The following is a 26266-nucleotide window of genomic DNA, read 5'->3' on the forward strand; positions in this document are numbered from 1 at the left end:
TCGCCCGTGTGCACGAGGTTGTCCAGGACTGTGGTGGCACGAACCTTCTCTCCGGTGTACTCCAGGCCGTCCAGGCAGATCATCAGGTTGACCGATTCGGCTTCCTCGGCGCCGTGGGGCAGGTACAGGTAGACACTGCTGGTGACGCCCGGGTAGACGGTGTGGCTGGTCCACCTGAAGTGGTAGTACTTCCCGGCAGGAACGCCCTCCTGCGGCACCGACCCGGATGTCAGACGGTACTCCGACACCGTGTCGTTTTCTGATGACTCGACGGTGGCAAGGTCCTTGCCCGGGATCCGACCCTCATCAAGGAGGTTTGCTTCAGACCACATACCCAAATGATCAAGCTCGACGAGCTCGAACTCGGTCGTGGCTGTTCGCGATTGGTTCAAGGTGAAACACCCTTCCTTCTTCTCAAGGTGGTCAAGACGTTGTCTTGAGGTCGTGTCGACACTAAGGGACCGCTCTTTAGTTGGGGAGCCTGCCGTCTCCACCGTGTGAAACCCAGCACCTTCACGACAGTCGTAGGAATTGACTTTTTCCCACGTGAAACGCTTCGGATAGTGGTGTTATAACAAATCGACCTAGCAGGAGTTGGGGGTATTCCAGCGCCTGCATCGGCGGCGGCGACGGCAAAGCCTTCAACCGGCGGTACCGACAATCGCAGCACCATCGACAACGTCGCCATCAATGAGCATGCCAAGTCATGCACCTGATCAGCGTGATATCGGGGGTGGGTATTGGTGATTGGGAGGAAGCCAAAGTCCTGACGGCTCGTTGGTAAAACAACTAGTGACGAGCAGATGACCAAGCAGCGAACATCATATTCAGACCATCGGCGTGTGATGCATGTCCCAACAACTGAACAGGCCTTGGTGACTTTCGCGATGCGCCGAAGGAGCAGCCGCTCATGTTGGACCGCGCTGAAGACGCGGCCCTGTCTCGGGGAAGACTAATATTTCCAGGAAGGTACTGATCGAATATGGACGTAATGAGTTCAGTGGATGTTAAGGCGCCGCCACAGAGCCAGCCACACCTCAAGGGCAACATGGGGTTCCTCTCGCTGTTCTTCAGCGTGGTGGCGTACAACGCCCCCCTGGTGGTCGTCGTCGGCGCCATCCCCATCATGGTGAGCAGCGGGGCAGGCCTGGGCACGCCAGTGTCGTTCATCATTGCAGGGGCCATCCTGGGCGCCTTTGCCGTCGGCTTCACGCGAATGTCCAAAATCATGCCGAAGCCCGGCGGTTTCTACTCGATGATCACCGCCGGACTCGGTCGGGAAGTCGGCCTTGGCTCTGGTCTAGTAGCACTTCTGGGTTACTTCTGCGCCTATGCCGGAAGCGTCGTGTTCGGAGGTGTCGTCATGGGAGAGTTGGTCCATGGCACGCTCAACGGGCCCAACCTTCCCTGGTACGTCTGGGCTAGCATCTTCTGGGCTGCCAGCTCAATCCTCGGCTATTTCAAGGTCGAACTGTCAGCAAAGGTGCTGACTATATTCCTGTTCCTTGAGGTCGTCATCGTGGTCGCTTACGACGTCCTGGTCTTCGTCAATGGGGGAGCAAGCCATGAGGGCATCTCCATTGCACCGCTGAGCCCGATGCACTGGTTCGATGGGTCCTTCCCTCTGGGTTTGCTCTTCGCTCTCGGGATGTTTGCAGGTTTCGAGGTGACCGTTCTGTTCCGTGAGGAGGTCCGGGATCCCAGCCGAACGATTCCTCGCGTCACCTATGCCGTAATCGCCTTGGGGACGGTCGTCTACGGACTTTCCGCACTGTTGTTCCTCAACTCGATCGGTCTCGACCAGGTAGTTGAAGCCGCCACCGAGGACCCAACCGGTTCAATGACTCACAGCCTCCAGGCTTTCGGCGGGAAAGTCCTCGCGGACGCCGCGACCGTCCTCGTCAATACGAGTACCTTTGCGGTGATCCTCGCAGCGCATAATATTTCGGCCAGATATTCCTTCAATTTGAGTGCCGACGGCATCCTTCCGCGGAAATTGAGTATGGTGCACCCCCGCCACGGCTCTCCGCACATCTCGTCCATGGCCATTAGCGGTGCAGGCCTGGTTGTAAGCCTTGTAGTGATCTTCACGGGTATCGGGGCCATTGACTTCTATACGGCTCTGCTCGGCATCACCAGTTTCGTGATCCTCGGCGTGATCTTCGTGACAGGCGTCGCAGTTCCGGTCTACCTGCGTCTCCATGGCCGGCAGCATTCTGTGTGGAGCAGGGTCGTCTTACCGGCCGTGTCACTTATCGGTCTGGGAGCCGGACTGATCCTCGCGGGGGTCAATTTTCCCCTCCTGGTCGGCGGCTCCTTCGTCCTGGCAACCATTCTGATGGCATTGATCCTCGGCCTATTCGTGCTCGGCATCGCTCTCGCGGTGGTTTACCGGCGGACCAAGCCGGCCACCTATGCCCACATCGGGCGTCAATAAGGTCGGACTTCAGTCGGATAAGAGAAAGGTGACTGCTTCCCGTGGACTGGACCAAACTCAGTCAAGTTCGCGGGGAGCAGTTAGTGCCAGGTCAGCGGTTTGCTTGTCACGTCGGAGGCAAAACCCGACGTGGAACCGAGGGCTGCTGTGTTAAACGGGACGTCCCAGCGGAACGAGGGGTTTGAGGCCCCGTCCGACGAAAAGGTTTGTCGGTTGCCCTGGCCAGCTGCCGGGAAGAAATAGGCCGAACGCGTAATCACGGCCTAGCGGTCCCTTGCCAGCGGGAACGGCGGAACCGGGTCGCGTCGGTTAAGGCATGATCTGCAGTTCCACTCGGTGCTGTCGCGTTCGCGCTGTGAATCGATGAGGCGCGAAAGAGCCCCACGTCCCTTTGACGTGGGGCTTGCCTTCCGCCAAGAGCAGAGCCAGTACATGTGTTGTTCGAGCAGTCGCGGGTCAGGCTCCGGCGACGGGCGCTCCTGAATCCCTAACTATGGTGCCCTGGTGCCGCCAGGTATTGGAAGGCGCTCCAGGACGACGCAACCAACCGGCAGCCCCGCTCGTGGCGGGCAGCGAACGACGGGCGAGCTTTTGCCCTGCTCGAAATACTGCGGGGCCGTCACAGGACAAGCATGTCAGCTCCTGCCGGGCCGCTCTCCGCTTTTCGGGTTGGAGGTTCGCAAACTCTTTGGCCGTCCATTCTGATCCGTCCAAACCGCTCTTTGCCATATACAAGGCGCCTCCTCGTGTTCTGATTTGCGGAGATGAGTGGCCTCCGTTCTGTTCTTGCGATTGCCATCGGTAGCCTTGGCCGCCGACAACGCCATCGTCACGCCCGGCGGCCCTCATTCCTAAATGCCTAGGAGGCGGCTGGAGTCGCGTTGGTGGGGGCGCCGTCGTTACAGGCAGGTCAGGATTTGGAGCTGGGGCGACCAGGAATGTGGCTCAGTATGGACTTTGAGAAGCCACCATCAACGCAGATGTCTTGACCGGTGACATAGCCCGATAGAGGGCTAACTAGAAATTCGATCACGTTGGCGATGTCCATCGGATCTCCAATTCTCCCCAAGGGGATAATGTCCTCCCGCGCCTTCTTGATTTTGGGATCTTCATACATTTTTTCAGTCATCCGGGTGTGGGTCATGCCTGGGGAGACCACATTTACGCGGATGCCCTCGGGTGCCCATTCCAAAGCGAGTGTCTGGGCCAACATTGTCAAAGCAGCTTTGCTGGGGCTGTAGGCGCCCGATCCCGCGTGTGGTTGTTGGCCGGACATGGAGGAGGTGAAACAGGCAGCCCCATGGCTGTCCTTCAGGTGCGGGTAGCTCGCCTTGGCAAGAAGCCATGAGCCCCGGAGGTTGACGGAGAACATTCCGTCCCAGTCCTCGATGGACAGGTCACATATGGTTCCGGGGTTGGCGATTCCGGCGTTGGCTATCAGCGCGTCCAGGCCACCGAATTCTGCTACAGCAGCTTTGACCAGCTGGCTTGGCACATCGGGATCCCCGAGATCACCTGCCAAGGCGATGGCGGTGCCTCCAATTGCCTGGATTGAACGAACAACCTCATCTTGGCTGGTGTTCGATTCGTGTCCACATACGGCAATCATCGGGTGCACCCCACGTTCCAGAGCCGCCTCCGCGAGTCTTAGGGATGTCGCTGCGCCGATTCCGCTGCTTCCGCCACTGACCAAAGCCCTCATTACGCAAACTCCTCTTTAAGGTTGATACGCATTGAAAAGTGTCTCTCAACAATGCAAGTTTCTGTGGTTGGAAAATTCTTCGTGGAGCCGGATTTCCGGCGTGGGAGTTAACCCTCCAGCTCCCATCCGCGGTTCTTGAGGTCCTGCATGGCCTTCGCAAATTCATTGACCGGGTTCTGCTCACGGATGATCTCCAGAACGACGTTCTTGACGCCGCACGTGTCCTTGACGGCTTCGCCCAACCCATTCCAGTCGATGACTCCCGTACCGATGGGGTCGTGCCCCCAGCTGTCCACGCCGGTATCGGAAATGTGCACGAGTCCGATGGACTTGTGATGCTCACGCAGACTTGCTACGGGATCCTCACCGATGTAGGCAGCGTTGGCGACGTCGTAAACGATCTTGACTGAATCGTCGTTGATCGTGCTGACGACACCTGCCAAGTCCCGGATCGTGGGAGTGAAGCAGTAGGGGGTGTTTTCGAAGAGCAGTCGTGTGCCAGCCCCCTTGGCCAGCGGGATGAGATTTTCTAGACTTTCATACATCCATCCGTGGACGCTTTCGAGTGAGGGTGAGATCATAGGACGTCGCGTGCCGGGGGAGATCACAACCTCGGGTACGTCCCAGGCGGCAGCCAGGTCAATCACTGACTTGATATGGTCAATGCTTTTGCGGCGCATGTTGGCGCCGGGGCTGGCAAGGTTGATGTCATATCCGCCAGCGTTCAACGACCGTATCTTGGCACCATACTGGCTGAGCCTGGCTTGGAGGGCCGTGCGTTCGGAGCCCGACAGCTCATCCGGCCAGCAGTGCGGAGAGCTGACTGGCACTTCGAACGTTTTGTAGCCGTTGTCGACAAGTTCGGCTATGGCATCGATCGCCGTCGCTGACCATAGATATGAAAACGTGTTGATAATCATGCTGTTCACGTAGGAGGAGTCCTCTCAGTTCCGCGCCATTAGAAGAAGGCTTCTTTCATAGCGCACATTGAATTTTGAGCTGCAGCCGAGCCAGGACAGCTCGGTGCCGAGCGTCTATTTGGAGTGCCTGGATACGTCGACCATCGACGTCGTGCCCGAAATCAACTGTTCGCCTTCGAGTACCTCAGGGTCAGCGAGTGCCACGGTGGAACGGCCCCCACGGTTGCCGGTCTCGGGAAGCGTGAAGTACACCACGAGGCAGAGGGCGACGACGACGATCATGTAGACGGCGACGAGCATCGGCTGCCCGGCCCCGACGAAAGCGGCAGCAACCAGCGGTGCGGTACCACCGAAGACGGCAATCACGATCTGATGCGCGAAGCCGATGCCTGATACCCGGACGGATGCCGGGAAGAGTTCGGCCTGGATGGTCGGATAGACCGACTGCCAGATACCGAGAACAACCCACCCGGAGGCCGATACCAGGACGTATACCCAGAAGCCAGGCTGGTTCAGGAGCAGGAGCAGGGGGTAGAAGAGAACGATCATGCCGATGGCGCCGACGATAGGGAAGATTTTGCGCCGGCCGAGTCGATCAGAGAGTGCGCCGCAGGTCGGCACGATAATCACCAGCAGGGCCAGCCCGATGACGCTTCCGGCCAGTGTGGACGCGAGGTCCCGGCCGGTGGTCAGTTTGGCGTAGGTGGGAAGGAATGTGGCCCAAGTGTAGTAGGCCACGGCCGGCGCGGAAAGCGCAGCTGCCTGCAGCAGCGCCTTCGGATGTTCGCGAAGCAGGTCCATCAGGCGGGCTGCGGCAGACTTCTGGTCCACAAGGGCTTCTGCCTCGAACTCGGGGGTTTCTTCAGCCCGGGCCCTTAGGATTAGGCCGACGATGCCGAGGAAGCCTCCCACAACGAAGGGGATGCGCCAGCCCCATGCGGCGAGGTCGGCGGTGGAGAACGATGACGTCACCATTGCGGCTGCGCCCGTAGCTGCCAGGGTTGCAAGGCCACTTGCCATATTGGTGAAGGAACCGAACAGGCCTCGCCTGTTCGTTGGAGCATGTTCGACCATGAATGCAATCGCACTCTGTCCCTCACTGCCCGCTGAGATGCCCTGGAGGATGCGCGCAACCAGAAAGAGAACCGGCGCTGCGTAGCCGATGGTCCCAAATGATGGCGTAAGGCCGATGATGAGCGAGCCGAGGGCCATCCCGGAAATGGACAGGGTGAGAATGACTCGCCGGCCGAAACGATCGGCCAGCGGCGAAATGATGATGCCACTAAGCGGCCGTACAACAAACCCAACGGCATAGGTGAGCAATGCGGCGATCAGGGATGCGAACGCGGAGTCGCTGGGGAATATCTGCGACGAGAATACCGCCGCAAGCAGTCCATAAATATACCAGTCGTACCACTCAACGAAGTGGCCGATCGTGCCTGCAACCATGTTCAGGGTGCGGCGCGGATGCTTGGACGTTTCGGGACGCCCCGAAGTGTCGGAACTGCCGACGGCTTCTTTTGAGGTCTTCATTGAACTCTCCATGTTTTCACGTTTAGCGCTGTCGTTACAGTGCTGGGTCTGGGTACCTGGTGTGCCGGGCCGGGCCGCCTGTAAATGCGTCCGACCGGACAACGAATGCCAGGGGCGGCGGTCGGTGCGGGGCAGGCGGCGCTGCTTGCGCTTATGCGAAGAAAGCTTTCACAATCCTCCAGGTCTCCGAATGAGATCGGTTGCTGAGATCGGTTGCATTCAACGATACGGATGGGATGTGATCTTTGTCAATGTGCCGTAGGGCCGCTTCGTCCCGAGCCGGCGCCACTGATAGCCCACCGCGAGGCTGCATCAATCGACGGAAAGCGGAGCCTCGTTGTTGAAGTCCAGAAACCGCACACCGGACCAGGCGCATTCCAGGCTGCCATAGATGGCCCAGTAGTCGTCCCAGTGAGCTAGTTTCCACTGGTCGCGGTCCAAGGCACGGCGGGTGAGCCGCGAACGCAGAACGTCTTGAGGCACCCGAACCCGTATCACAGTGATCTCGGGGGAGGGCCAGTGGAAGTCATTGGCCGCCCGGGTCAGGTAGTCCGGATCGCCAAAATAGGCTCCGAAAGGGGCGTCGAGAACTACGGAGCGGCCCAGGCGCAGGTTTACGCCTGCCACATCCATGAGAGTCTCGTACTCAAGGGGCAGCAGATTGGCCCGGTAGTAATCATTGGACTCGCGGTCGGTCGGGTCATGCCCAGTGGCAGTTAGCGCGAATTCCACGAAGCGGCCGCTCACCCGGTCCTTGTCCAGATATGCCGCTTGCTGCTTCTCAGCCGTTTGTTGGGCAACGGTTGTCTTCCCTGAGCCTGCCGGTCCAATGACGATGAAGACTTGGGGGGACATTATCGGCGGGCCTCTGCTACTGCGGCGAGGAAGGACCGGGCCGCTTCGGTAACGCGGGCGAAGTCGCCGTCAGGCTGCCATGCCTTGGTCACGTAGCTGCCCACGCCGACGCCTGCCACACCTGCGGCGAACCATTCGCCCACATTTTCCAGGGTTACGCCACCTGCAGGCATGATCGGCAGGTGTGCCAGAGGTGCCAGCACTGCCTTCGCATAGGCCACCCCGCCGGCCTCGGTGGGGAAGAGCTTGAGGATGTCAGCGCCTGCCTCTGCGGACTCAACGAATTCCGTCGGTGTGTAGGCTCCGCTGATGGTTGGCACCTGATACCTGTTTGCTGTACGGATCATCGCGGGGTTCAACTGGGGGCTGACCAGGAACTCGGCGCCGGCGCGAATGCACTCGTACGCGGAGTGCTCATCGAGCACAGTCCCCGCCCCGACGGCCACGCCGCTGGGTCCGTACTTTGCTGCCAGGCGCCGGATGACGTCTACGGCACCGGGAATCGAAAGGGTGATCTCCAGTGCCCGGAAGCCTCCATCGATGGCGGCCTCCGCGACCTTCTCGGCGACTTTTGCGCTCTCAAGCCGCACGATGAGGACAGCCCCGGACTCGTCGATGGTCTGCAGGGTGCGAAGTTTTTTTAACATGGTGGCCTCTCTCTGGCGGGCTGGCATCGTTGTATCGAGCCACCCGGCTCTATTGATGTTTCGTTGACAAACTCTCCCACCATCCATAGTGTTATTGCAACCGATCTCAGCAACCGATCTCATACAAGGGGGTATTGCGGTTGACTTATGTACGAACAATCATTCTTGGCGCTTCCCATTGGCATGTTCCGCTCTGCGCACAGGCCATGGCCGAAGAGCACGACATGATCGCAGTAGGCGACCATGATGTATCCCGTATGCAGGTGCAGAAACTGGCCGACGGCTGGGGAGCGCCGGTTGAAGCTGACTGGCGGAAACTGGTGGATTTGCCCGACGTGGGACTCGCATATGTGTTTGGTCCCCACGAGGGGATGGCAGAAAAGTGCATTGCCCTGATCGAGCGGGGTATTCCGTTCGTGGTGGAAAAGCCATTGGGCACTTCCCTTGGCGAGCTTTCCACCGTGCGCCAAGCTGCCGAAGCAGCTGGTGTACCGGCCACTGTGCCCCTGGTCCAGCGCGGCGGCCCCACAGAGAAGTGGTTGGCCAAGGCCGGCAGGCCCACCTACCAGCGAGCCTCATTCATTGCTGGCCCTCCGGCGCGGTATCTCGACAATGCCAATCCGTGGATGCTCGACCCGGTCAAGGCCGGGGGAGGATGCCTCGCAAACCTGGGCCCGCATTTTGTTGACCTGTTCCTCCGAGGATGCGAGGAGCCCGCAGCGCAGGTGGATTCCCGACTCTCATCGGTTCTTCACGGCCAAGCTATCGAGGACCATGCCAGCTTGATCATCACGACACCGGAAGGACGCGAAGCGATTGTCGAGGTCGGCTACGCATTCCCTGGCTCGCCGCTGAAGCGCTACTGCAGCTTTACCTCCGCTGGAGAGTCAGGATTCGCCTCTGTTGATTCGGACGGCACAGCTACTTTCACCGCGCTGGACGGCACCACAGAGATCGACAAGATCAATGTCGACAGCGACCCTCTTTATGATCCGTTCGTGCGGAACGTGGCACGGACACTGGAAGATGGATTCCGAGGCCTGCCCACGCTGGCCCAGCTCGAAGATGTCATGCGCCCCATTTGGCGGGCCTATGACGACCAGCACGGAGGAAACGAACATGCCTGACTTGAGTATCGACGTCGTTGCAAAAGCTGCCGGTGTCCATCGGTCAACGGTCTCCCGCGCGTTCTCACGCCCTGAGGCGGTGAAGAGTGAAACACGCGAGCACATCCTCCGGGTTGCCGAGGGACTTGGCTACACCATGAGTCCGCTGGCACAGGCGCTCCGTCGAAAGACCAGCACCATCATCCCTCTGATCGTCCCTGACATTACGAACCCGTTCTTCGCAGAACTTGCCAAGACGATGACGCAGGCAGCGGACGAGCGCGGCTACCAACTCATGCTCTGCGTCACCAACGGGGACCCAGCCAAATCCGATGGTTACTTTACTGCCATGCAGGCGATGTATGCACCGTTCGGGATTGTCGCACCCTCCACAAAGGTGGACACCGAGGCACTCAAGCGATTCGCCTTCGGCCACAAGGTGGTGGTGATTGACCGCGTGGAAGGCGACGACTCCGTTCCTACGGTCACGGTCGACAGCCGCAAAGGAATCATGCTGGCGTTGGATCATCTGCATTCCTTGGGACACACCTCGATCGGCTACGTATCCGGTATCGCCGGGACACATACGGCCCAGGACCGGATGGACGCCTATCTGGAGCTCACTGCCCAAAGCGGCAGCACACCTATAGTGCTCGACAGCGGGTCAGACCTTGATGCGGGCACGCGCGGCGCAGAGCATTTTCTGGAAATGGACAATCCGCCCACAGCGATCATTGCGGCCAATGACATGGTGGCTTTCGCAGTGATTTCGGCGCTCGGCCGAAGTGGCCTACGGGTACCGGACGACGTGTCGGTCATCGGGTTCGATGGGCTTGCTCTCGGTGCGCGCTTCAACCCTCCCCTGACAACGGTGCGGCAGCCGATCGCAGACATGGGACATATCGCAATCGAACTGGCTGAAAAGCAAAATGTTGACGGTTCGGTGGACCATATCGTCCTCGAACCCGAGCTTCTGGTCCGTGGTTCCACCTCGGAGCGCCGCAAATGAGCGGGGCACAGGAGCAGAGGCTCCGGCGTCTGCCGGGACTCCACCACACAGACCACGTCGGGTTGACGGTTCCAAACCTTGACGAGGGCGTTCGGTTCTTCGTCGAAGTGCTCGGAGCTGAAGAGTTATATCGCTCCGAACGCGGGCCAGACGAAGAATTCATGCCCACGAACTTCGAAGTCCCTGCAGATGCCAAGCTCACGCTTGCCATGCTCCGCCTGCCACCGAATCTCAACATCGAGCTTTTCGAGTGGAGCAGTGCTGAGCGGCGAGAGACGCCACCGCGTCATTGCGACGCCGGCGGGCACCACCTGTGCTTCGTCGTGGACGACGTCGATGAAGCTATCGAAGTGCTGCAGGAAACACCAGGGGTACGCGTGCTCGGTGAGCGCAAGGAAGTCGCAGGTGACAGCCCTCGTGTAGCCGGCAACCGCTGGACCTATTTCATTACCCCATGGGGCCTGCTGATGGAAATCGTGGATCGATCCCGCGTCCCGGCCCCTCCCCGGCTGGTCGGTCCCGCGGACTGGACAGCAGCTCCAAACACTTCAGAAAGGACATATAACAATGCGGCTAGCGGGTCACACACTAGGCACCCCGAACCACACGGTTCCCCAAGCACTTAGTCTCTTCCGGGCCGCAGGGCTCGATGCGGCCGAAGTCATCTACCAGGATGACTACAAGTCCGGTTTGCCCTTGGGGGATCGGCACTCCGCGATGGAGGCACTCAAAGCGGCCGAAGGCGAAGGTATACCCATCGTGGGACTGACGCCCTATACCACCGCCATCAACTCACTGGACGATACCGAATGGCACATCGCCGTCGACGAATTCCGTGGAGCCATAGATACCGCACAACTGCTCGGTGCTGACCGGGTCCGTGTCTACGCCGGCTCCTGGCACCCAGGAGACACCGACCACGCGGCACGGTGGGGGCAGCTGCGTAAGGCCTTGGAGACACTTGCACCCGAAGCCCAGCAGGCTGGCGTCCGCCTTTGCGTCGAGAACCACTTCGGCACCATGACGCAGACCGCGGCAGACACAGCGGCCCTGGTCCGGGAAATTGCCCAGCCGTCCATCCGCGTGCTCTATGACCAGGCCAACCTGACCTTCACGCACGACGAAAACTATGAAGAAGCCTTCGCTGTCCAAGGTGACCTGATCGGCCACGTCCACGTGAAAGACCTCGTCTTCACAAATCCCAACGCGGCCTTCCGCGCCTCGGAAACCGCCCGGGTCAACGCCTCCGAACGCGCAGTCCGTTCACGCGTCGTGGGAAGCGGCGTTGTTCCATGGTCTCCAATCCTCGCCGCACTGCTGCAGCACGGCTACGACGACGTACTGAGCATCGAGCTTGAATACCGTTGGCACCCGCAAGATCTCCCCGCGCCCGAGGACGGATTCCGGGAATCCGTCGCCGTCCTGCGCTCAATGCTCACTGATCTAGCTGAAGTAAGGAACGCCTGATGAACACCAACCGCCTCCGCGTCGGAGTTATCGGCGCCGGCAACATCGCGACGATTGCGCAGCTGCCCACCCTCGTACAGCGGGACGACGTCGAGTTGGCTGCCCTGGTTTCCCGGCGCGAAGATCCGACCAGCCTGGTCCGGCGCTGGGGCTTCAACGCCGCCTACAAGACAGTGGAGGAGATGCTGGCCGCGAAGGAACTGGACGCGGTCTTCATACTGACCCCGCGTTCCGAGCACGCCCACGCCGTCGAACTTTGCCTCAACCGCGACGTGGACGTGTTCTGCGAGAAGCCGCTTGCCCCAGCGACACAGGAGGCAGCGCATCTGGCAGACCTCGCCGATGAGCGGGGACGGATACTCATGGTTGACTTCAACCGCCGCTATGCGCCCGTCTACACGGCCGGCCGGGAAGCCTTTGGCGACAAAGGTGCTACCTTCTGCGTCGCCCAGAAAAACCGCCCCGGATCTGAATACCGTGCAACGTTCGAGAACGCCATCCACATGGTCGATCTCCTCCGCTGGTACTGCGGAGGCGAACCGGAACACGTCGCCGCCCACGCCGCTGGTGAGGATCCCTGGGAAGAAGACGGACTCGCAGCGACCATCCGCTTCAGCACCGGGAACACCGGCGTCCTGATGGCAGCCCGCACAGCAGGAGCATGGAACGAGAAACTGGACGCCTACGGTGACGGAAAGACCGTCGAAGTCAGGGCACCCGAAACCGTTTCCACCACCATTAACGGCGTCACGACATCACGGGAACTGAGCGCCGAAGCATACGGATGGGCTACTGCGACAGACACCCTCGGATTCTCGGCCGCCGTTCACCACTTCCTGGACCGGGTCGCCGACAGGGCGCAGCCGCTTACCTCGGGCCGCGAAGCTGTACGCACCCAGCGCCTGCTGGACCAGATCCTCGCCGCAGCCGGCCTGCCCACAGAAGAGCAAACCGGGCGCGAATGGGCGAGCCACGCAGTCAACGCAACCTGAATCTCCACGGATATAGGGAGGTGCCAACTTGGCTCGACGTCGTGTGCGTAAGGGTGGACTAAAAGCCAGAGGGGCGGGGAAGCGGCCGCTTCGTGGGCGTTTCATCGCGCTTGCAGGCATCCTGCTGGTTGCCTTCAGCGCGCGAGAAGCGGTCTCGGCGGCGTCCCCGCTCCTTGGTCAAATAGGCACGGACCTTCCCCTTGACGCCGTGACCACAGGGATCCTTGGCATGCTCCCGACCGCCAGCTTCGCAGTGATGGGCTTCCTGGCGCTGCCGCTCCTGCGGCGCATCCAGCTGGAACACCTCCTACTGGTTGCGATCCTGCTGACAACATTGGGGCAGTTCGGCCGCGCAGTGGGATCGGACGTCCTGGCATTTTTGGTGTTCACCTGTATCGCCATGCTCGGGATTGGTCTGGTCAATGTCGTGGCGCCGCCTCTCTTGATGAAGTACTTTCCCGACAGAATCGGGATTCTCGCAGCGCTCCATGTCACTCTCCTGGGTGTCAGCACGGCTGTGGCCGCCCAATTTGCCATTCCCCTGGGCACTCTTTATGGCTGGCGGTTCTCCATCGGTATCTGGGCTGCCCTCAGCGCGGTCGCTGCGTTGCCGTGGCTGACGCTCCTTGCCGTCAAACGAGCTGTTGCCCGCTCCAGCAGTCCACCAGCCAAGGACGCGCCGCCGCCCCGGGCGAACGCTGTCAAGCCCTGGAAATCATCAATCGGTTGGGGCACGGCATTGATCTTTGCCGGTGGCTCCAGCAATACTTTTACGGCGCTCAGTTGGCTTCCGACTGTTCTCGTCGACCGAGGGATAGGCCAGGAAGCTGCTGGATCTATGCTGGCGCTCTATTCAATTCTCGCGTTGCCGGTGGCCTTGATTACGCCTGTGGTTGCCGTGAGAATGCCCCGCCCGCTACCTATAGCAATCGTCTTTGTGGTCGCATTCGCAATAGGTTACGGAGGCATCATCTTCGCTCCACCAGCCTCTGCAGCGGTCTGGGTTGTCATTGCCGGGCTGGGCCAAGGCGCTTATTCCTTCGCGTTCACAATGATTAATAAGCGCACACGAACGCAATCCGGTTCAGGAAGCTTGTCCGCGTTTGCCCAGGGAACCGGCTACGCCCTAGCAAGCGTCGGTCCTTTCCTGTTCGCGCTCCTGCACCGTGCAGGAGACGGCTGGCTGCCCTCGTTCGGCATGCTCGGTGTCTGGCTCTTGGTGCTAGTGACGGGGGCCATCATGGTCAACAAGCCACGCATGCTTGAAGAACACTCACCGATTCCGAAACAGGCACTGAAAATACAGGGTCCTTGACACCCTTTCTAGAGACACCGATGGTTGGAAACCCCGGATATCTGCAACCGTTCTCATTGGTTTCGACGGACCTCAAAGGAGAGATTTCATGAGTAACTCTTTCACCCTCGGCTTGGCGTTCGCGGGGCCCGCATCATGACGACGGCGGCACAGGCGCCGCGCGTCGCTGTGGTGGGAGCGGCCGGCTGGGCCGGATCCCGTCATGCCAGAGCATTCGCCAAGGTGGGTGCCGATGTTACTCATCTAGTGGAGAAGGACGAGCGCGCGTTCGCACTTGCCCAGGAGTTGGGCGCGCAGTTGCTGCCCAGCGTCCAGGAGCTCCGTTCTGCTCAACTGGACCTGGTCGTCGTCGCGTTGCCCACCACTCTGCAACCGGCCATCTGTGCGGATCTGCTGAACAGGGGATTTTGGGTGCTGACGGAAAAGCCGGTGGCGGCAGATGCCGAAGGTGCTGCCATCATGGCCGCCGCTTCAGGAGTGAACCAACGACTCATGGTGGGATACACGCTTCACCAGCATCCGGCCGTCCCACTAATCACCCAGTGGGTCCGAGACAACGACGTGATCGCTGTTAGTGTTCGATCGGTCGCCTATAAGGAGAACGTCGAATCATGGCGTGCTGATCCGAAAGAGGGCGGCGTTGCGGTAGTGAACGGCATTCATGCCATTGAACTGGTCTCTTCCTGGTTCGAGGGTGACCCAAAAGTCCTGGCCACCAGCGCGAGCAGGAGCCTGTACGGTTCTCCAGTACCAGAACACGTTCTTTCCACCCTCGAATTCTCCTCTGGAGCCGTGTTCACCGTGCAGAGCTACTGGTCTCCCTGGCCGGAACCCCAAGGGCTCAACGAGGGGGATTGGAGCGTCACCATCGATGTTCTGGCCACTAGCGGCCGGATGTTGTGGTCAAACGATTCCCTTCACGTGTGGGACCGTGACGGCGGACAACACGCAAAGAACTTCGAGCCCTCCGACTTCTTCCTCCGCCAGGCAGAAGCCGGCCTGAGGTTCTGCGCGGGTGAAACGCCTGCCGTTACATTCGCCCAGGCGCTTCGCGCCACGGAAATCGCCGACGCAGTCCGGACAGCGGCGGCCTCCGGCGCCCGGGAGGTGCCAGCCCCCTAAGCATCACCGAAAGCCGAACAAAGGACGACCTGCCGAACCGAGCAATATCGAGTAAGGAAACTAACATGAAGCAAGCACGTCACGCTCCGACCACAGGAGCACTGCAGTCAAGCTGCGCCCAGAGCGGAGAGAACCGATGAGCCTCAAAGACCAGGTCGTTCTGGTAACCGGATCAAGCGGAGGAATTGGCGACGCTGCAGTCAGCGCATTCACAGCCGCAGGAGCCATGGTCATCGGCGCCGACCGTTCCCCCAAAGAGGACCAGTCCCTGGAGGCGTTTCACCGCTTTGACATCACCTCGGAACAACAATGCGCAACGGTCATACAGGACATCCAAGCCAAATACGGCCGTATCGACGTCCTCGTGCACGCGGCCGGAGTGCTTGGCCCCACCCCGGACATCATGGAAACAACCACCGAAGAGTTCGACTCCATCCTGAGGATCAACGCCACCGCGACCTTCACCATGGTCCGGGAGACCGCAAAATCCATGCTTGAGACCGGCACAGCCGGTGCCATCGTGGTCCTGTCCTCAGTTGCGGCCAAAGAAGCACGCCTCAACTACCTGCCCTACAACGCGAGCAAGCTCGCCGTCCTCCACATCATGTGGTCCTTTGCCGAGCTGCTCGGACCCAACGGCATCTCCGTGAACGCGATCGCACCAGGACCGGTGAACACACCCATGTGGGCTCAATTTGCCCGGGACTCCGGCCCGGACGCAGCAGCCAACCGAGCGAAGAGGGCAGCACAACTGCCGATGCGCCGGTTTGCCGAACCCGATGAAGTTGCCCGGGCCATCCTGTTCCTTTCTGACCCTGACAACCGCTACATCACGGGAGTGTCTCTCGATGTGGCCGGTGGAGCACATCTGGGAATCGGAACTTAAACACCCGACAGGGCCTCTCATTGGCCGCCCGTGCCGCTGTGCCCATGACTCACTCAACCCAACATCAACGCTTTTGGGCTGCTCTCATCCTGAATGGCAATTCAGCAATCAGAGACGAGTCCCTGATCTACCAAGGAGACACTTAATGCGACATCATCACACTGCCCTGCACGTTACGGATATGGAGCGGAGCGAGCGATTTTATGTGGATGGCCTCGGACTAGCGCGTTTGGATGCGTGGACGTCGGGACCATACATCGGCGAACTCTACGGCCGTCCCGACGTTAAGGTCAGAGCCATGCTTCTCGCTACCAGTGATGGATCCTTTCGACTGGAACTCGCCCATGCCGAGCCGCTACTGCCGGCCGTCAATCCATCAGAGGCACAACCGGGCACGGCTCACCTTGCCTTTACAGGTATTGACGTGCGAAAGGTTTACGCCAGGATGACAGCGCTTGGTTACAGCGCGGTATCCGAACCCGTTGCCCCGACCTCAGGCCCCATTGCAGGCGGATGGCTGGTTTACCTTCTCGATCCTGACGGAAATCGCGTAGAGCTGATTCAGTCGCCAGACTGGCGCTCGAGCGAGGATTCATAAGTGGCTCGCTCGCTGAATGACGCACTCAGCCAGCCAACGCGACAGAGTTCGTTTCGGGACAGGGTACGGGGCGCGTACGGCTTAAGCTGGGCCGGCAGTCAACTATGAGTTGAGCTTGAGTACATCGATAGGCTGTGGGTGGGCAGGTTGCATCCTGCCCACCCACACTGCATATGTTGCTCCAACACCCAGCATGACTGAAGGTCCCAGAGCTGTTTGGCCCGCCCGCCAAGATTCTTACGCTCCAGGGCGGACTCGGTGGCCATGAGACCCTCACCGATCAGGCCAGCTCCGACAAATTGAGTGATCGCACGCTGGCTGACCATCTGCGGCAAATATGGCGACCGTCCGATAAACGTTTTCTTCCATACCGGCGGTCAAGTTGCCCAGGCGGGGCGGGCCGACACTTTTGTCTAAGGGGCTTGCCTGCAGGCCGTAAGGCATAAATAACCGTGAGAGATTCCGTTATCCCGTTTTTGGCTTGAACCCGACGGCGGTATGGCAACCCGGCAGTGGCCGAGCCGTCCGGCGCCTAACTGAAGCGGCGGGAGAACCCTTAGCCCAGAAGTGAACGGACCGCCGGAACCATTGTGCTGGAAAATAGCGGTCTCACGCATCCGATCGGGTGACTATGCTGCAGTGGGCCACAAGCCCGGTCTCCAGCAGTTCATCCGGCCGCACAGCGAAGGTAATGCGCGCCCTCCGCTCCTGTTGGAGGGGACACTCAGGGAGTAGGACGTCCGTGGTGCCCACGGGGAGGCCCCGTGAACCGTCGGAAGCGGTCACGGGGCCTGCTTTGTGCGTTGTCGAAGACTGCGGCTGGACGGTTGCTCCAGCTACCCCTTGACGCCACCGGAGGTCATGCCGGCCACAAACCAGCGCTGGAATGCCAGGAAGATTGAGAGGACAGGGATGAAGGCAACGACGATGAATGCGGCGAAGAGTCCCCAGAAGCTACCGAAGCCGGTAGTTATGTATCGCACTATGCCGTTCTGCACGGTCTTCATGTCTTCTGTGGTGGCGAGGACGGTGCCCACAAGGAAGTCGTTCCAAACGAATACGAAGATGAAGATGGCCACGGCAGCGATACCAGGTCGGATGAGCGGAAGGATGATGCCCCACAAGATTTGCATGCGGGAGCAGCCATCAATTGCTGCCGCTTCCTCGATTTCGACGGGTATGTTCTCGATGAAATTGCGCAGAAACAGGATGGTTTGTCCACAGATGATTGCCGTGTAAACGATGATCATCATGGGGTAAGTGTTGATCAATGCGGTTTTGACAAACATAGAGTACAGCGCGATAAAGACCACGATCGCCGGCACCATGGACAGGACCAGAATCCCTGTCATCAAAGTTTCCATGCGGCGGCTCCGATACCTCGTGGCCACATACGCTGCGGGGATGCAAATTAGCAGGGCAAGAACGATAGAACCGCAAGCATAGATAAGAGAGTTCGCGAAAAAGCGGAAGTTGGTCGAGGTCAGGAGACCAACATAGCCTTCGGAAGAGAATGGGGTTGGTATCCACCTTGGCGGGAATTCCAGGGTGCCCGAACCGGTCTTAAGCGACGTGGACACGATCCATGCGATCGGCGGAAGTACGACCGCGGCGGAGAGGATGATGTACGCCCAGGCCGGGATTGCCCGAACGAAACTGCCCAAGCGTCGCTGGCGGCGGGGGGTTGTGGTGCTCACAGGCTTTCCTTTCGTCGGAAGCGAATAGCCACGAGGGTGAGGACGATGTTGACGGCGAAAAGCAGGATCGCCGTTGCCGAGGCTCCGGAGAGATCGAACTTGTCGAACATCTGGTTGTAGACCCGCATAGACAACGTCTCTGTAGACCCGATGGGGCCTCCTCTTGTGGTGACCAGGATGATGGTGACCATCTGCACGTAGAGCATGAGAAGGACCACCACGACGGAGACTATGGTGTTGCGCAAATAGGGCAGCGTGATGTTCACAAACTGGTGCCAGATGCCGCCCCCGTCCATTTTGAGGCTTTCGCGGAGCTCCTCAGGAATCGTTTGAAGGGCGCCCAGGAAAAGGAGCATGGCTTGCGGGTAGGACCACCAGGCCGTCATCAGAGTTACTGCAACAAGGGCACTGGTCGGCGACGAGAACACATCGGTAGGACCGAATCCGAGGGATTTAGTGATAGCAGAAGCAGGACCGTAATTTGGATTGAGGAACCAAAGCCAGATTGTTCCTGCAGTTGCCTGGGACATCAGCCAAGGCAGCAGGAAGAGGCTTCGGACGGAACGCTTGAAGCGGTGAAGGTTGTTGAGGACGATCGCAGACAGAAGTCCCGCCGGCAGTGCGATAACCAAGGCGCCGAGCGAGAACACCAAGGTTGTCCATATGCGGCTCGGCAGGTCTGAATCTGAGAACAGTCGTGCAAAGGAATTCAGACCGGAGAATTTGCCGATCTGGTAATAGGACGTCTCGTGAAGGGCCGTCCACGCCGTGTAGATGAGCGGTCCGACAAAGACAAAGAGGAAGACGGCGCTGACGGGGACGACGTAGAGCCATACCATTCGATCTCTACGGACACGGCGAAAAGCTTGAGTGCCTGCGGGGGGCATTGCGGTCTTGCGCTGGCTGCGGGTGGGGCTTTCTGTTGACATCATCTGTTCTTTCCGAGGGGAGCCCGATTTCTCAGGCTCCCCTGATATCGAGCGACTACTTCTTGTTGGCCGCATCCTGCGCGGAACGGATAAAGTCGTTGCCTGATGAACCGTTGAGGGTCAGCTTCTGCCCGGATTGGGAGAGGCCAGTGGCAAGCGCGGTCCATGTGTTGGAATACGTGCGTGGTTCGCTGTTTGTCTTGACGTAGGCGGCGATGTCGTTGACGGTCTTCGCCTCCGGAGTGGAGAAGAAGGGTTGCTGGTATGTGACTGCACGGGTGGGTACCTCACCGCCGGTTGCCATCAGAGCACCGGCTTCCGGCCCGGTCATGTACTCGATAAACTTCCACGCGGCCTCGGTGTTCTTGCTGCCATTGCCTATGCCCAAAGTCCACCCAATGGTGGTACCTGTTGTATCACCGGTACTCGCTTTAGGCAGGGCCGTCCATTTGAGGTCCTTGTTCTGCGAGCCAAAGGAAACCGCTCGTTCCGTGCCCAAAACTGCCATGGCGACCGTGCCGCTCGCCATGCCGTCCGCCACGGTACCGTACGTGTCAGAAACGACGTTGCTACCTAGAGCCTTTGCGTCCCTGAGCTTGGCCAGGAAGTCACCAAACTCGTTGCCCTTCGCAGTCGCGAAATCCGCCTGCCCATCTTTGTTCCAGATTTCTTGGTCAACCTGCGTCATGAAGCAGTTGAAGAAAGTGCTGATGATGGCCGAGTTGTCCGTGTCTGAGAAGCCGGTCCCAAAGCCGGTATAGCCAGCGGCAGCAGCCTTCTTAGCAACTTCAACGACCTCGTTGTAGGTGGTGGGAACGCTCGCGCCGATCTGGCTGAGGATCTTTTGGTTGTAGTAAAGGGCACAGGTTCGGTATTCGTATGGCACGGCCACCGGTTTGCCGTCAGGTCCCGCTAGGGTGTCGGTCGGACGCAGCCAGTCAGTCACCTTCGATGCAGCGTCAGGCAGCGGGGAGTAAACGCCGGCCGACGCCATCTGGGGAACTACGGGCGTGAACATCTTGAAGACATCAGGGGCCTGACCTGCTGCCGCGGCCTGAGGCAGCCTGTTCAGCATATCGCCAAGGGAAACAACGGAGAGGTTGATCTTGATGTCCGGGTTGGCCGCCTCAAACTTGGCAATGTTTTCCTTTAGGGCCTTTGAACGCGGATTAGCCTGACTGGGATCGAGGAAGTCCCAGTAGTTCAGCGTCACGGGCCCTTTGGGTTCCGACGCTGAAGGCGAGCAACCACTGAGGGCAAGGCCAGCTACGACGGCTGTTACGAGCGCCAAGCCCCATCGCTTTTTGATCATGAATTTCTCCTGTGAACGGGTTTGCTGATGCGGGAGCATGCCGTGCTCAAGCGTGGCGTGCTATATGCGGGACGCCGACGGGCGGGAGAAGCCGATTTGATCATCGAGTCTCTCCTTTGAGATCGGTTGCATTTTTCGAAATTAGCAGTGAGATCGGTTGCTGAGATCGGTTGCACTAAATTTAGAGCCCAAGCATCGGTCTGTCAAGGAAGATTTGGGTATGGATGTCAAAGCTTCCGAGTTTCGCGACGACGACAGAGGGCGCTACGCCACTATCAGTGGCCTGCCCGGATCTGACAGGCTCTCATTGGCTCATACACGCCCACGCTCGTCGCGATGAGTCTTCAGATGTGACCGCCACTCACAGGTCCGGTCATCAGACACGGCCGTCTCCTCTGGATCAGGCCAGATCCCACGCCGCTATCTAAAAGTCCCTAGGGCATATCGAGGTTGGTTTTGTAGGCCGTGTCCTTGTTGGTGTTCCAGCAGGCGATGATGCCGGCTCCGAGCATTTGGTCGCTGAGGCGTGCCAAGCGGTAGCCGGGGTCGGTGTCGAGGGCAAGTTGCATGTATTGGTGTGCTTTGGATCCTCGGCCCTGCCACCAATTGATGTAACCGATGGTGGTGAGGATGGGCGCTGCGTGTTGTGGACTGGTTCTGGTGTAGGCGTGGAGGAGGAGTTGTTGGGCCCATTCGATGCGCGACCATTGTGGTGCGGCATTGGTTTGGGCGAAGAGGATGTGTTGGGGTGGTTCGTCGATTCCGGGGATGTCCGTCATGAGCCGGTCGCGTATGTGGGGGAACTGGAAGCTGGCGATCAGGCTGAGGCAGTCCTCGTCACTGGGGAAGTCCTTTGATTCGAGCATCCTTATCCAGAGCCTGCTCGCTTCTCGTGCGGCTTCGTCAGGGGGTTGTGTTCGGACGGATTGCATGCGTTCCTCGACGGCGGTGGCGTGGTCTGCTGCTTGGATAGGGGCTGGGAGCACGATTTTGTTGGTGGGTTCGATTGTGCTGCCACGGTAGATGAATTCGGCATTGACTCGGCTGTATTCAGTGGTGCTGATCGGCAGGCTGATGTCCTGGCCAGGTTCGGCGTCGTAGGGGGAGTAGGTGTCGTCGCTGACGAAGATCCCGTCGCGGATCATGACGCCATTCTCTGCGAGGACTCCGGTGAGCGCGGCGATGGTTGCTGCGTGCGGTTTGGGCTGTCCTGGCTCCGATTGGGTTGAGGTGTAGAGGGCGAAGACGATGCTAGTCGCGGTGGTGTCGCTGGTCAGGTAGCTGCTGACGGTGCGGGCGTAGGCGAGTTCGTTTCCTGGTTGGCGGGGGAGGTCGATGCGGAGGGTCGCGCCGACTTTGTTCTTGTCCAGGGTGATGCAGACGAGGCTCTCCGTCGGCCAGAAACCCAGGGTATGGCCGATAAAGCTGAGTAGGTCTGCTGGGTCTTTGATGGTGAGCTCATTCATTGTCCTGTTCCTTGCCCTTGTGTCTTCATTTGAGGTCGTTGGTCCTGTGGGCCGTTCTGATAGGGGACCTGTGCGCTGGGGTAGGGGCTGGAGTGCAACTTGGGGGACCGGGGCAGGGACGGAAAGTTCGGGAGGATGGGAGCGACGCAGGAGCGCCGAGCGAAGTTTCCGGGTCGGGTCCGGCGCGTAGCGCCCTGGTTGCGCGGAGAGCCTGCCCAGCGATGATCGGAATATCAGAATGACAAACAGCGGTGTTGCTTCTGGTCCTTTATGGGCGGACGTGCCCTCCACGCCATGACCCAGCCTCCCCAATTCGTCGCGCGGATCTATGGCATGGTCTGGGATAGCCGTCTGCGCGACTGCCCACGACAACGATCCATGAGGTGATGCATCAGCCTTTGCCTGGGCAATTAGCATCGTCGAGCGGGCAAAGTGCCTTTAGGACAGCAGAGCGATCAAGAAATGCGGGTTGCATGGCGCGTCTAGAGGACAACATATGCGCCGTTATCGGCGCCGGGCTCTTCGCTAAGGGCACTTCTCGACGGGCTTGGGTCTCCATCACGGGAGCATGGCCCTACGGTCAACAACAAGAACATCGATGAACCGACTAGGACTGCTACGACCGCGGGTTTGGCGCCTTGCCCACTCGGGGCGCCTCTGTATGCCCGGGTTCCGCTTGCTTCTCGGCAGCCGTGTTTCAACTGACGACCTTTGCGTGGCATTGGACGATGTGACAAGGAGTGCATTGTCTGCGACATCGAGGCCTAACGTTCATCCCGCTTTCACCGGAAGATTCATCGCCATTCCTAGCCTCATGGGGCGTGGTGCCTGGAGATCTGGCACTCGTGCTTCGAGGCCTAGCCGATGTTCAGGATCAACGGCATGTGACCGCTGTGTCGCAACCATTCTTCGGGCCCACCCACGGCGATGTTTGCTTCAACAGTGGGTCACCCATGCCGCGAACGGGTATGGGACGGTCCCAGATGTCCTTTTTCGAAACTTCTTGAAGGATTACAACGTCCGGAAGCAAATCCTCAATCAGATGGCGCTTCTTGTGAAGGCCATCGAGCAATTCCAGGAGACAATCCGCATTGGCCTTGCCGCTGCCCTGGCATGCGAAGCCCGTTCTGCCGCGTAGGTTCGGTCCATTTCGGCGAAGAGCGCGAGCATGACCACACCCAGTTGGGCCATCGAGCTGTCAGGGTCCGAGGTGTCGATGTGCAGTGGATCGGCCAGAGTCCGCACACCTATCCCACGCTCTTTGAGTTCGGGCATGAGGTTTAGTGTGTCGCGGACCGTTCGTCCCAACCTGTCCAAGGTATGGACCACGATCACCTCGCGTTCTCTCGCGTGATCCAGCACACCCCGAAGGCCGGGCCGGTCCCTGGTCGCTCCGGACTTCTTGTCGGCAAAGACTTTGGTGATGGCGGTAGCCGCGAAGGCGTCCAGCTGCCGGCCTAGGTCTTGCTTGGCCGTGGAGACCCTCGCATATCCAATATCCAGGCTGGAAGCGTACCGAAAGTTATCTCTGTGACGGTCGATTGGTGCGTATGTTTTGGAATAACAAACGGGACTTGAAGCGAGATGGATTCTCGATCCCTGAGCAGCTGGGGGAGTGTCCTGCGTTAGTGTCCCCACTTTCTAAGGAAGTGGGACATGCACCCACAGCCCTTCACTGGAGCTGAGTGTCTGCTTCACGGCTCGGATTCCGTGCATACGCTGATCTGCGGCGGTCAGATGATCCTCACGGGTGGGTAATGTGTGAGTCGAGTCTTCGAAGGCCGGCGCTAATGGCTACTGCAGCAACACCGGATCGAGATTCCTGGGCCATCTTCACGAGGATGTTCTCGACGTGGGTAGTGACGGTGCGGATGGAAATGCCGAGTTCCGATGCGATCTGTTGGTTTGATCGCCCCCATGCAATGCGATCGGTGACCTCGGCTTCACGTGCTGTCAGTCCGTAGGGAAGGTCCATTGGAGTCTCAACGATCAAGGCGACGTCACCCTTGCCTGATGCCACCCCGGCGGTGCGGGTGATCTCCAGGGCTACTGTCCCCTTTTCGGAGGTCCAAAGCCCGGACACTGTGGCTGCCGGCCCGGTCAGGAAGCGAGAGACGAAGTCCTTGAAGTGGGGGTCAAATACGACGGGGCTCATCTCCCTGGAAATTACAGGTCTGGGCGCATCTTGGCCATCAAAGAGCGCTGCTCTACAGTCTTCGCGAAGTCGCAGAATTGGGTAGCCGGACGATTGCCTTCGGCACAGCTCTGCGACGATCGGGGACAGCGCGCCAATAAGGTCGCGGGCATCATCGTCGAAGTTGTGGAAGTGAGAGGCGGAAAGGTGGAGCATTCCCGCGTATTGGCCGTCGCCGGAGATAAGACAGGCACTCATGCCATCCGCGAAACCTGCGGGCGCCAGCGCGGTCTGGTACAGCTGCGTTTCACGGTAGTTGTACTTCAGATCATCGATGCGTAGCGGTTGGTGCAGCTTAAGCAGCTTCCGATGGGCTTTGGTTGACGCGTAAGGATCACCCAGTGCGGTGAGGGTTTCTGGCTTGTAGCCATCGTTGGCCAGCACGTCGTGTTTGGACAGTGCACGGTTCCAGAAAATCAGGGCTGCGGCGTCATGTCTGGTTCCGTCGGCAAGAATATGCAGGATCTCGTCGGCGCCGTCGCGCTGGTATTGGGCTGCGCCAGCAGCGAAAGCTGCCTTAAGCAAAATTTGGGACTTTCCGCTGACCATGAAGGCCTCCAAGACGGGAGGATCCTGTCCTCCGGGTATGCGCTAATTATACGGCCGTCTCCTTTACAGCTGACCTGACGGGCATCTGTTGGGGGCCAACGCCGCTAGGCTTTGTCACCGCGTACGTACAAATACCGATGTTGCTGGGATCTCTGTATTCCTAGGCTTGATTGTACGGAGTGATGAGCGTCACCCTCAGTCGTGAAAGAGTACAAAGTGACAGGCAATGAACCAAAACGTCCTGAACCCCACACCAGGTGCGGGCAGAGTTGCCCGCTTGGCCGAGCAATGCCGTCGGGCCGCTGCAACGGCAAAAACGGGGCGCGCGACGCCACCAGCCCGGAGAGGTCCACCAATGTCCGCCCTTGAAATCCATGGGCAGGCGGACCGCTTCAAAGTCAGGCCGCTGGAGGACATCTGCTTCACTATCGTGTGCCGAGGAACATCCAGCTTTCGGACTCAGTTACTGCGTGTTGAAAGGTACAGCGGGGAGGCGGCGATTCCTTTGCTGGAAACCACGCCAGTGACGAGCACTATCGACATGACCACTGAGCGGGGGGTCCACGCAACGTGTCTCCGTCCGTTTCTGGAGGTTCCAGACAGCGAAGGTGCGCTGACCGGAGCGCCTGGTGTCACCTTGGGAGCACTAATACGACCAGACGAGCCCGGGGCTTCCTTGCAAGGTGTTGTGACCGCCTGGGATGCAAGCAGTAACAGCGGCATTGGGCTCTTCCTGCAGAAGCGCAGGCTGACGCTTCTGGTCGGGGACGGTCAGGCCACGTTTGAACTCAGCCTTCCTGAAGAACTGCACGCTGGCCGCTGGTACGAAGTCGCCGCATCGTATGACCTCACGTCTGGTCTCGGCGCTATCCTCCTGAGGGCCTGCACCTCGTCAGCCCATGAGGAGCCTGGCGGCAGCCAAACAACAACCGGTCATTGCAGGCTCGAGCAACTGCCAGCCGTTCCGATAATGCTTGGCACCAGTGCCAAGTACGTCTCAGGGTGGACGGCCGCGGAAGAGTCCTTCAAGGGAACGATCGAATCACCCTACGTGAGTGCAAAATCTACGCATGCAACTGATCTGTGGGGACTACACGCCCGACGACTAAACGCCCCGGACCTCGTGGCAGCATGGGATTTCTCTCAAGAGCTTTCCGCGGATGGACTCCACACAGACCAGATCCCGGATATCGTCGGCTCCTTCCACGCCCACTGCGTTAACGCCCCAATCAGAGCCGTTCCTGGCCACCGCGGCAGCCAAGCCGGCGACCCCGGAACAACACCGGAGAGCTACGGTGCCATCCACCTGCTCGAAAGACGGTCAGATCCAGCGAGATGGAAATCGCGGATCGTTCTCCCCGTCCCGCAAACACTGCAGGCAGGGTTCTACGCCGTCCGCCTAAAGGCCTCAAACGTCGAGGAATTCGTTCCCTTTGTCGTCTCACCCGCAACGGAACCAGGTGACCCCCTCCAACAAACTCAGCCCGGGTCCCACTGACCTCCGCCCACGAGGCCGCATCACAGCACAGA

General features: G+C 59.6%; 22 protein-coding genes and 1 pseudogene. 11 read left to right on the plus strand and 12 right to left on the minus strand.

Annotated features, from left to right (window positions below):
- A pseudogene (locus AC1DD7_RS17915) lies at positions 1–392 on the minus strand (hypothetical protein); the annotation flags it as partial.
- 599 nt (positions 393–991) lie between these two features.
- On the opposite strand from AC1DD7_RS17915, the gene AC1DD7_RS17920 reads away from it, so the two are divergent.
- On the plus strand, positions 992–2437 hold the full coding sequence (locus tag AC1DD7_RS17920; protein ID WP_477516035.1) for an APC family permease: 1446 nt from the start codon (positions 992–994) through the stop codon (positions 2435–2437).
- Between the two features lie 910 nt (positions 2438–3347).
- Here the strand turns inward: AC1DD7_RS17920 and AC1DD7_RS17925 are convergent.
- From AC1DD7_RS17925 to AC1DD7_RS17945, 5 genes are all read right to left on the minus strand, one after another.
- Positions 3348–4139, minus strand: coding sequence for an SDR family NAD(P)-dependent oxidoreductase (locus tag AC1DD7_RS17925; RefSeq protein WP_477516036.1), 792 nt, complete (start codon positions 4137–4139; stop codon positions 3348–3350).
- Positions 4140–4246: 107 nt separating this feature from the next.
- A complete protein-coding gene (locus AC1DD7_RS17930) occupies positions 4247–5059 on the minus strand; it encodes a sugar phosphate isomerase/epimerase family protein (protein WP_477516116.1) in 813 nt (270 codons plus the stop codon).
- 114 nt (positions 5060–5173) lie between these two features.
- Positions 5174–6592: an MFS transporter gene (locus tag AC1DD7_RS17935; protein WP_477516037.1), complete on the minus strand. Its 1419-nt coding sequence runs from the start codon at positions 6590–6592 to the stop codon at positions 5174–5176.
- A gap of 312 nt (positions 6593–6904) precedes the next feature.
- The gene (locus AC1DD7_RS17940) at positions 6905–7447 is read right to left on the minus strand and encodes a P-loop nucleotide/nucleoside kinase family protein (RefSeq protein ID WP_477516038.1); all 543 of its coding nucleotides are present in this window, start codon (positions 7445–7447) and stop codon (positions 6905–6907) included.
- A complete protein-coding gene (locus AC1DD7_RS17945; RefSeq protein ID WP_477516039.1) occupies positions 7447–8094 on the minus strand; it encodes a bifunctional 4-hydroxy-2-oxoglutarate aldolase/2-dehydro-3-deoxy-phosphogluconate aldolase in 648 nt (215 codons plus the stop codon). Before AC1DD7_RS17945 ends, AC1DD7_RS17940 begins: the two co-directional genes overlap by 1 nt.
- A 140-nt stretch (positions 8095–8234) precedes the next feature.
- On the opposite strand from AC1DD7_RS17945, the gene AC1DD7_RS17950 reads away from it, so the two are divergent.
- From AC1DD7_RS17950 to AC1DD7_RS17990, 9 genes are all read left to right on the plus strand, one after another.
- A complete protein-coding gene (locus AC1DD7_RS17950) occupies positions 8235–9221 on the plus strand; it encodes a Gfo/Idh/MocA family protein (RefSeq protein ID WP_477516040.1) in 987 nt (328 codons plus the stop codon).
- Positions 9214–10209 (plus strand): LacI family DNA-binding transcriptional regulator, encoded by a 996-nt coding sequence (locus AC1DD7_RS17955; protein ID WP_477516041.1) that lies wholly within the window; start codon positions 9214–9216, stop codon positions 10207–10209. The genes AC1DD7_RS17950 and AC1DD7_RS17955 overlap by 8 nt, the downstream gene beginning before the upstream one ends.
- Positions 10206–10835, plus strand: coding sequence for a VOC family protein (locus AC1DD7_RS17960; protein ID WP_477516042.1), 630 nt, complete (start codon positions 10206–10208; stop codon positions 10833–10835). Before AC1DD7_RS17955 ends, AC1DD7_RS17960 begins: the two co-directional genes overlap by 4 nt.
- Positions 10777–11676, plus strand: coding sequence for a sugar phosphate isomerase/epimerase family protein (locus AC1DD7_RS17965; protein WP_477516043.1), 900 nt, complete (start codon positions 10777–10779; stop codon positions 11674–11676). Before AC1DD7_RS17960 ends, AC1DD7_RS17965 begins: the two co-directional genes overlap by 59 nt.
- Positions 11676–12668 carry a Gfo/Idh/MocA family protein gene (locus tag AC1DD7_RS17970; RefSeq protein ID WP_477516044.1) on the plus strand — a complete coding sequence of 331 codons (993 nt, stop codon included), beginning with the start codon at positions 11676–11678 and terminating at the stop codon, positions 12666–12668. Before AC1DD7_RS17965 ends, AC1DD7_RS17970 begins: the two co-directional genes overlap by 1 nt.
- Positions 12669–12696: 28 nt before the next feature.
- A complete protein-coding gene (locus AC1DD7_RS17975) occupies positions 12697–13983 on the plus strand; it encodes an MFS transporter (RefSeq protein WP_477516045.1) in 1287 nt (428 codons plus the stop codon).
- A 135-nt stretch (positions 13984–14118) separates the two neighbouring features.
- The gene (locus AC1DD7_RS17980) at positions 14119–15105 is read left to right on the plus strand and encodes a Gfo/Idh/MocA family protein (protein ID WP_477516046.1); all 987 of its coding nucleotides are present in this window, start codon (positions 14119–14121) and stop codon (positions 15103–15105) included.
- 136 nt (positions 15106–15241) lie between these two features.
- Positions 15242–15991: an SDR family NAD(P)-dependent oxidoreductase gene (locus AC1DD7_RS17985; RefSeq protein WP_477516047.1), complete on the plus strand. Its 750-nt coding sequence runs from the start codon at positions 15242–15244 to the stop codon at positions 15989–15991.
- 145 nt (positions 15992–16136) lie between these two features.
- Positions 16137–16589, plus strand: coding sequence for a VOC family protein (locus AC1DD7_RS17990; RefSeq protein ID WP_477516048.1), 453 nt, complete (start codon positions 16137–16139; stop codon positions 16587–16589).
- 836 nt (positions 16590–17425) lie between these two features.
- Here the strand turns inward: AC1DD7_RS17990 and AC1DD7_RS17995 are convergent.
- The 6 genes from AC1DD7_RS17995 to AC1DD7_RS18020 form a co-directional block, all read right to left on the minus strand.
- Positions 17426–18286 carry a carbohydrate ABC transporter permease gene (locus tag AC1DD7_RS17995; protein WP_477516049.1) on the minus strand — a complete coding sequence of 287 codons (861 nt, stop codon included), beginning with the start codon at positions 18284–18286 and terminating at the stop codon, positions 17426–17428.
- Positions 18283–19125 (minus strand): carbohydrate ABC transporter permease, encoded by an 843-nt coding sequence (locus tag AC1DD7_RS18000; protein ID WP_477516050.1) that lies wholly within the window; start codon positions 19123–19125, stop codon positions 18283–18285. Before AC1DD7_RS18000 ends, AC1DD7_RS17995 begins: the two co-directional genes overlap by 4 nt.
- 145 nt (positions 19126–19270) lie before the next feature.
- On the minus strand, positions 19271–20527 hold the full coding sequence (locus tag AC1DD7_RS18005) for an ABC transporter substrate-binding protein (RefSeq protein WP_477516051.1): 1257 nt from the start codon (positions 20525–20527) through the stop codon (positions 19271–19273).
- Positions 20528–20961: 434 nt separating this feature from the next.
- Positions 20962–21993: a DUF4192 domain-containing protein gene (locus AC1DD7_RS18010; protein ID WP_477516052.1), complete on the minus strand. Its 1032-nt coding sequence runs from the start codon at positions 21991–21993 to the stop codon at positions 20962–20964.
- Positions 21994–23031: 1038 nt separating this feature from the next.
- Positions 23032–23631: a recombinase family protein gene (locus AC1DD7_RS18015; RefSeq protein ID WP_477516053.1), complete on the minus strand. Its 600-nt coding sequence runs from the start codon at positions 23629–23631 to the stop codon at positions 23032–23034.
- Positions 23632–23737: 106 nt separating this feature from the next.
- Positions 23738–24736, minus strand: coding sequence for a helix-turn-helix transcriptional regulator (locus AC1DD7_RS18020; protein ID WP_477516054.1), 999 nt, complete (start codon positions 24734–24736; stop codon positions 23738–23740).
- 688 nt (positions 24737–25424) lie between these two features.
- Between AC1DD7_RS18020 and AC1DD7_RS18025 the strand changes: the two genes are divergently transcribed.
- Positions 25425–26234, plus strand: a complete 810-nt coding sequence (locus tag AC1DD7_RS18025) for a N,N-dimethylformamidase beta subunit family domain-containing protein (protein WP_477516055.1) — start codon at positions 25425–25427, stop codon at positions 26232–26234.
- Positions 26235–26266: the final 32 nt, after the last annotated feature.

Source organism: Paenarthrobacter sp. 10L412 (genome assembly GCF_056395565.1).

Excerpts from the sequence above, each read along its gene's own strand:
- AC1DD7_RS17920 (WP_477516035.1), top strand. The coding sequence starts at position 992 with ATGAGTTCAGTGGATGTTAAGGCGCCGCCACAGAGCCAGCCACACCTC.
- AC1DD7_RS17925 (WP_477516036.1), bottom strand. The coding sequence starts at position 4,139 with ATGAGGGCTTTGGTCAGTGGCGGAAGCAGCGGAATCGGCGCAGCGACA.
- AC1DD7_RS17930 (WP_477516116.1), bottom strand. The coding sequence starts at position 5,059 with ATGATTATCAACACGTTTTCATATCTATGGTCAGCGACGGCGATCGAT.
- AC1DD7_RS17935 (WP_477516037.1), bottom strand. The coding sequence starts at position 6,592 with ATGAAGACCTCAAAAGAAGCCGTCGGCAGTTCCGACACTTCGGGGCGT.
- AC1DD7_RS17940 (WP_477516038.1), bottom strand. The coding sequence starts at position 7,447 with ATGTCCCCCCAAGTCTTCATCGTCATTGGACCGGCAGGCTCAGGGAAG.
- AC1DD7_RS17945 (WP_477516039.1), bottom strand. The coding sequence starts at position 8,094 with ATGTTAAAAAAACTTCGCACCCTGCAGACCATCGACGAGTCCGGGGCT.
- AC1DD7_RS17955 (WP_477516041.1), top strand. The coding sequence starts at position 9,214 with ATGCCTGACTTGAGTATCGACGTCGTTGCAAAAGCTGCCGGTGTCCAT.
- AC1DD7_RS17960 (WP_477516042.1), top strand. The coding sequence starts at position 10,206 with ATGAGCGGGGCACAGGAGCAGAGGCTCCGGCGTCTGCCGGGACTCCAC.
- AC1DD7_RS17965 (WP_477516043.1), top strand. The coding sequence starts at position 10,777 with ATGCGGCTAGCGGGTCACACACTAGGCACCCCGAACCACACGGTTCCC.
- AC1DD7_RS17970 (WP_477516044.1), top strand. The coding sequence starts at position 11,676 with ATGAACACCAACCGCCTCCGCGTCGGAGTTATCGGCGCCGGCAACATC.
- AC1DD7_RS17980 (WP_477516046.1), top strand. The coding sequence starts at position 14,119 with ATGACGACGGCGGCACAGGCGCCGCGCGTCGCTGTGGTGGGAGCGGCC.
- AC1DD7_RS17985 (WP_477516047.1), top strand. The coding sequence starts at position 15,242 with ATGAGCCTCAAAGACCAGGTCGTTCTGGTAACCGGATCAAGCGGAGGA.
- AC1DD7_RS17990 (WP_477516048.1), top strand. The coding sequence starts at position 16,137 with ATGCGACATCATCACACTGCCCTGCACGTTACGGATATGGAGCGGAGC.
- AC1DD7_RS18000 (WP_477516050.1), bottom strand. The coding sequence starts at position 19,125 with ATGGTATGGCTCTACGTCGTCCCCGTCAGCGCCGTCTTCCTCTTTGTC.
- AC1DD7_RS18005 (WP_477516051.1), bottom strand. The coding sequence starts at position 20,527 with ATGATCAAAAAGCGATGGGGCTTGGCGCTCGTAACAGCCGTCGTAGCT.
- AC1DD7_RS18010 (WP_477516052.1), bottom strand. The coding sequence starts at position 21,993 with ATGAATGAGCTCACCATCAAAGACCCAGCAGACCTACTCAGCTTTATC.
- AC1DD7_RS18020 (WP_477516054.1), bottom strand. The coding sequence starts at position 24,736 with ATGGTCAGCGGAAAGTCCCAAATTTTGCTTAAGGCAGCTTTCGCTGCT.